The sequence below is a fragment of the Streptomyces sp. CBMA29 genome (assembly GCF_014596445.1).
Taxonomy (GTDB): Bacteria; Actinomycetota; Actinomycetes; order Streptomycetales; family Streptomycetaceae; genus Actinacidiphila.
In genome coordinates this window covers 1-6285 of record NZ_MECL01000086.1, presented here as the reverse complement: position 1 = coordinate 6285, position 6285 = coordinate 1, and the positions used below count along the sequence as shown (strand labels likewise).

4 protein-coding genes and 1 pseudogene are annotated in these 6285 nt (G+C 70.5%); all 5 read left to right on the top strand.

What is annotated here, in order from left to right:
* Positions 1-871, top strand: a pseudogene (locus tag BGM09_RS13330) (hypothetical protein); the annotation flags it as partial.
* A 530-nt stretch (positions 872-1401) separates the two neighbouring features.
* On the top strand, positions 1402-2802 hold the full coding sequence (locus BGM09_RS13325; RefSeq protein WP_188281758.1) for an ABC transporter substrate-binding protein: 1401 nt from the start codon (positions 1402-1404) through the stop codon (positions 2800-2802).
* Between the two features lie 290 nt (positions 2803-3092).
* Positions 3093-4373, top strand: a complete 1281-nt coding sequence (locus BGM09_RS13320) for a carbohydrate ABC transporter permease (protein WP_188281757.1) — start codon at positions 3093-3095, stop codon at positions 4371-4373.
* Positions 4370-5314, top strand: a complete 945-nt coding sequence (locus tag BGM09_RS13315) for a carbohydrate ABC transporter permease (protein ID WP_188281756.1) — start codon at positions 4370-4372, stop codon at positions 5312-5314. The genes BGM09_RS13320 and BGM09_RS13315 overlap by 4 nt, the downstream gene beginning before the upstream one ends.
* A gap of 98 nt (positions 5315-5412) precedes the next feature.
* Positions 5413-6285, top strand: an 873-nt coding sequence (locus tag BGM09_RS13310) for a class I SAM-dependent methyltransferase (protein WP_188281755.1), incomplete at its 3' end; no start/stop codon positions are given.

The following is a 6285-nucleotide window of genomic DNA, read 5'->3' as shown; positions in this document are numbered from 1 at the left end:
GCACGTCAGCACGCATCTGGTGGCCTCGGACCCGTTGCGGATGCGGGAGTTCGCGCAGGCGCTCGGCGCGGAGCTGAAGCGGCGCGCGGAACTGCTCGACGGGCAGGACTTCGCCGCGTGGCACGGGGACCGGCTGGTCGCCGCGACCGTGCCGCACCAGGGCGGGCCGCACCAGGGCGGGCCGCGCCAAGGCGCACGGACCGACGCGCGCGCCGGTGAGACGGCGGCGCGCAAGCCCACCGGTCAGGGCGCGGTGACGGCGCGGACCCAGCCCGTGCTGCCCCGGCTCGTGGTGGTCGTGGACGACTTCGACGAGCTGGTCGCGCCCGGTCTCGGCAGCACCGGCAGACCGGCGGCGGGCAGCGTCGTCCGGGCGCTGGAGGCGGTCGCCAGGGAGGGCGCGCGGCTCGGTGTGCACCTCATCGCGTCGACCGGCCGCCCGGAGCGTACGGCGGCCACCGAGGCCGACGAACGGTCCCGGCTGCGGATCGCGCTGCGCATGCCGGACGCGGAGTCGGCGGCGCTGCTGGTGCATGTCGAGGACCCGGCGGGGCTCGACGACACGGTGCCGGGGCGCGGCTATCTGCGGCGGCCCGGCGGTGCGGTGACGGCGTTCCAGGCGGGCCGGGTCAGTGGCCGTATCCCGCGTACGGCGACGCTCCGGCCGACCGTCGTGGCGCTGGAGTGGGAGCGGATGGGCGATCCTCCGGCCCGCCGCCAGGTCCGCGAGCTGGGCAACGGGCCGACCGATCTCGCCCTGCTGGCCAGCGCCTTGCAGCGGGCGGCGGAGTCGGCGCCCGAGGAGGCGGGCGCGCGCACCGCGGAAGGCGCCGCGTCCGCGCCGGGTTCCGCCCCCGGCCCGCTGATCTGACGGTGCCCGCCCGTTCGACGGGCACCCCGCCGAATCCGCCCGCGCCGACGTGTCCGCGCGCGGATTTCACGCGGATGCCCTGATCCTGCCCCGTCCGCTAATTCGTACCCGCCCGGCGACCCGATTCCGCCGGGCGATCCGATTCCGTCCGGCGGGCGGAAACCGGACGGCGGGCGGAAACCGTCATTGGTCTGAACCGGTCCGGTGGTCGGCGGCGGTCAACTGGCCCGCATCAGACGGCTGATCTGCGACGTTCCGATGGTCACCGCGCACGCCGTCCGTCGATTTCCGGGCGGATACGTCGATTTGACGGGGCCTTGGCCAACGCCCCGTCACGCGGCACACCCGTGCCCCGGCATTCGGTTGTCACGTGACGGACAAGCGGCGATATTCCAACAGCCGTCCCCGGTAAAGCGTTTGGCTCAAGATCACGTCATGGTCACGATAGCTGTCACGGAACCCCGCACTCCCTTGCGGCTGGGGTTCGCCAAGGCATAGGACAGACGCCACGGGACTGAGGGGATGGCCAGATGCGTACGCTGAAGAATCCGCGCACCAGCCGAAACAACCGCACTACGCGCATAGCGCTCGCCACAGTGACGGCGACCGCGCTGGCGTTGACCGCCGCCGCGTGCGGCGGGAGCAGCGACAAGAAGGACGACGGCGGGAAAACGCCGAGCGCGTCCGCCACGAGTTCCGCCTCGGGGGTCAAACTTCCCGATCTGCACGGGCAGAAGCTCGAAGTGGCCGCCGTGTGGACGGGGCCGGAGCAGAAGAACTTCCAGAAGGTGCTGGACGCGTTCGACAAGCTCACCGGAGCGAAATCGACGTTCGTCCCGACCGGCGACAGCCAGTCCACCTTCCTCGGCACGAAGATCGAGGGCGGCGCCCCGCCGGATGTCGCCTTCCTCGCGCAGAACGGCGTGCTGCACCAATTCGCCGACAAGGGCTGGCTGAAGCCGCTGGGCCCGGAGGCGACCGCGCAACTCCAGAAGAACTTCTCGCCCGGCTGGCAGAAGCTCGGGGCGTGGAAGGACAAGCAGTACGGCATCTACGCGAAGGTCTCCAACAAGTCGCTGATCTGGTACAACAGCGCGGCTTTCGAGACCGCGGGCGCCTCGGTGCCCAAGACCTGGGACGACTTCCTGAAGACCGCGGAGACGGTCTTCGAGTCGGGCACGGCGCCGGTCTCGGTGGGCGGCGCGGACGGCTGGACGCTCACCGACTGGTTCGAGAACATCTATCTCTCGCAGGCCGGTCCCGAGAAGTACGACCAGCTCGCCGCGCACACCATCAAGTGGACCGACCCGTCGGTGAAGGACGCGCTCACCACGCTCGGGCAGCTCTTCGGCAAGAAGGACCTGCTCGCGGGCGGCAACAGCGGCGCGCTCGCCGCCGACTTCCCGAAGTCGGTGACGCAGGTCTTCACCGGCAACCCGCCGGCCGGCGCGATGGTCTACGAGGGCGACTTCGTCTCGGCGTTCATCGCCGCCAACACCAAGGCGAAGGTGGGCACGGACGCGAAGGTCTTCCCGTTCCCCGCGGTGGGCAGCGGCAAGGCGCCGGTGGTCAGCGGCGGTGACGTCGGCGTGGCGCTGAAGGACAGCCCGGCCGCGCAGGCGCTGCTGACGTACGTCGCGACGCCGGAGGCGGCCAAGATCTGGGCGCAGGGCGGCGGTTACCTGTCGCCGAACAAGTCGCTGGACTTCGCGGCCTACCCGGACGACGTGCAGCGGTCCATCGCGCAGGCGCTGATCGCGGCGGGCGACGACTTCCGCTTCGACATGTCGGACCAGGCTCCGGCCGCCTTCGGCGGGACCAAGGGCCAGGGCGAGTGGAAGGACCTCCAGGACTTCCTCGCCAAGCCGTCCGATGTCGCGGGCGCGCAGGCCAAGCTCGAAGCGGACGCCGCCAAGGCGTACGGGAACTGAGGCGAGATGCCCCCGATGGCTAGGGTCTGTCCGACGGATCATGGGCGGTCCAGGCGGCGTCTGGCGCGTGCGAGCGCAAGGCGCCGGAGTGACCGCATAGCGGAGCTATTTGGGCATTTCGGCAACGCGGCGGGCGGGCGTGCCAGACGCCGAAGGGGCCGGTCGTGATGCGCCGGACAGGCCCTGGCTCCGCCGCGGGGGCGGGAGGTGGCGGCACCGCTGCGACGGTGCCGCCGCCCGGCCCTCTGCCCGGCCCGCCCGCCAAGGGACCGGGCGGCCGCAGGAGCCTGATGGGCACCCGTCCCTGGGTGGCCGCGCTCTTCCTGCTGCCCGCCCTGATCCTGCTGGGCGCGCTCGTGGTGTACCCGATCGTCTACACCGTCCAGCGCAGCCTCTTCGACGCCGACGGCAGCGCCTTCGTCGGCCTGAAGAACTTCGGCACGGTCTTCACCGACCACGGCATCCTCACCGCCGTGCGCAACAACGCGATCTGGGTGGTGGTCGCGCCGACCGCGGCGACCGCCCTCGGTCTGGTCTTCGCCGTGCTCACCGAACGGGTGCGCTGGAGCACGGCGTTCAAGCTGGTCATCTTCATGCCGATGGCCATCTCGATGCTGGCGGCCGGGATCATCTTCCGGCTGGTGTACGAGCAGGACCCGGGGCGCGGTGTGGCGAACGCCGTGGTGGTCGCGGTCCATGACACGTTCACCGACAACGCGGCCTATCCGGGCGCCCGGCCGCGCCCCGGCGGCGATCTCGCGCCGAGCGCGGGCGGCTCCTTCACCACCAAGTCCACGGCTCAGCAGGGCAGTCCCGCGGATCTGCCGTTGATCGGCATCCCGCAGAACAAGCTGCCCTCGAACGCCGTGGACGCCAAGCCCGCGCCGTCGCAGCCGGATTCGGTGACCGGCACCGTATGGCTGGACTTCAGGCCCGGCGGTACCGGCAAGGCGGGAGTGATCGATCCGGGTGAGAAGGCGCTGTCCGGTGTGAAGGTGCAGGCGGTCAAGGACGGCAAGGTGGTGGCGACGGCGAAGTCCGGCAAGGACGGCACGTACAAGCTGCCCAAGGCCGCCGAGGGTGCCCAACTGCGGCTGCCCGCCTCGAATTTCTCCGGCAAGTACAACGGCGTCAACTGGCTCGGCCCGAATCTGATCACGCCGTCGATCATCGGCAGCTACATCTGGATGTGGGCGGGCTTCGCGATGGTGCTGATCGCGGCCGGTCTGGCCGGGGTGCCGCGGGAGCTGATGGAACAGGCGCGGGTGGACGGCGCCAACGAGTGGCAGGTGTTCCGCCGGATCACCGTGCCGCTGCTGGCCCCGGTCCTGGTAGTCGTCACGGTCACGCTGATGATCAACGTGCTGAAGATCTTCGACCTCGTGTACATCATCGCGCCCGGCAACACCCAGTCGGACGCGAACGTCCTGGCCCTCCAGCTCTATCTGTCGTCCTTCGGCGGCGGCGACAACCAGGGGGTCGGCAGTGCGATCGGTGTGATCCTGCTGCTGCTGGTCCTGCCGGTCATGATCTTCAACATCCGGCGGCTGCGCAGGGAGGGACGGCGATGAGCACGGAATCGGCCGCCATGGCGGGCGGTCCTGAGACGGGCGGCCAGGCGGCGAAGAGCGACGCGGTGCCCGAGGCCGCGCCGAGGCCGAAGGAGAGTGTGGCCGCGCGGATCGCGGCCCGCGCGAGCGGCGGCCTGGTGCGGGTCTTCCTGCTGGTGGTGGCGCTGTTCTGGCTGATGCCGACGATCGGGCTGCTGCTGTCGTCGCTGCGTACGCCGAGCGACATCTCGGCCAGCGGCTGGTGGAAGGTCTTCACCTCGCCGTCGGAGCTGACGGTCTCCAACTACCGCACGCTGCTGGACAATCACGCGATCACCGACTCGCTGGTGAACACCGCGCTGATCACCGTGCCCGCGACGCTGCTGGTCGTGGTGATCGGTTCGCTCGCCGGTTACGCCTTCGCGTGGATGGAGTTCCCGGGCCGCGACTGGTGGTTCATCGGCGTGGTGGCGATGCTGGTGGTGCCGGTGCAGGTGGCGCTGATCCCGGTCGCGCGGCTCTTCGGCGACATCGGGATCTTCGGTGACATCTCCGGTGTGGTGCTCTTCCACACCGCGTTCGGGCTGCCCTTCGCGATCTTCCTGCTCCGCAACTTCTTCGCGGAGATCCCGCGCGAGCTGCTGGAGGCCGCGCGGCTGGACGGCGCGGGCGAGATCCGGCTGTTCGTGCGGGTGGTCATGCCGCTGGGCGGCCCGGCCATCGCGTCGCTGGGCATCTTCCAGTTCCTGTGGGTGTGGAACGACATGCTGGTCGCGCTGATCTTCGCCAACAGCGACGCGCAGCCGATCACGGTCGCCCTCCAGCAGCAGGTACGGCAGTTCGGCAACAACATCGACATCCTGGCGCCCGGCGCCTTCGTGTCGATGGTGGTCCCGCTGGTGGTCTTCTTCGCCTTCCAGCGGCAGTTCGTGTCCGGTGTGATGGCGGGCGCCGTCAAGTAGCCGCCACGGTCGGACACGGGAGCATTCGGTACGAAACGGGGGGCGTCGGGCGCTTTACACTGACGCCCCCCACACCCGTACCGAACGGACATCCCCCCATGACCATGACCTCCGCCGAGGACCGGCTTCCCGCGCCCACCGAACTGGCCCAGGTCGAGGGCTGGTTCTTCCCCGTCGACCAGGTCCTCTTCGACTGGTTCCTGACCCGGCAGCTCAGCCGTACCGAGCCCGGCGACCTGCTGGAGGTGGGCGCCTATCTCGGCAAGAGCGCCATCTTCATGGGGAGTTACCTGCGCGAGGGCGACACCTTCACCGTCTGCGACCTGTTCGACGCCCCGGCCGAGGACAACGCCAACTCCGCCGAGATGAAGAAGTCGTACCCGACCTTGACCCGTCACTCGTTCGAGGCCAATTACCTCTCCTTCCACGACGAGCTGCCCGAGGTCCTCCAGGGCCTGTCCTCTACGGTCAGGGACCGGGTCCAGCCGGCGTCGTGCCGGTTCGCGCACATCGACGCCTCGCACCTGTACGAGCACGTGCACGCCGACATCGAGACCTCGCGCGAGCTGCTGCACCCGCACGGCGTGGTGGCGCTGGACGACTACCGCTCGGCGCACTGTCCCGGCGTGGCCGCCGCCGTCTGGCAGGCGGTCACCTCCGGCGGGCTGCACGCGATCTGCGTGACCGAGAGCAAGATGTACGCCACCTGGGGGGATCCGGCGGAGATCCGCGCGGAGCTGCTGGCGTACGTGTCGGGCCGCGCCGACCTGTGGCACGAGGTGCAGACGGTGGCGGGCGCGCCGCTGCTGCGGGTCAAGGGCGACCGGGACCGTACGGTGTCGCCGTCGCAGCCGCCGTCCCGGCACGCGCCCGCCGCCGCGCAGACCGCTGAGCACGCCGAATCCGCCGCTGAGCACGCCGATTCCGCCGGCGCGCACGCCGCCGAGCCCGCCGCGCGGACCGAGCCGCAG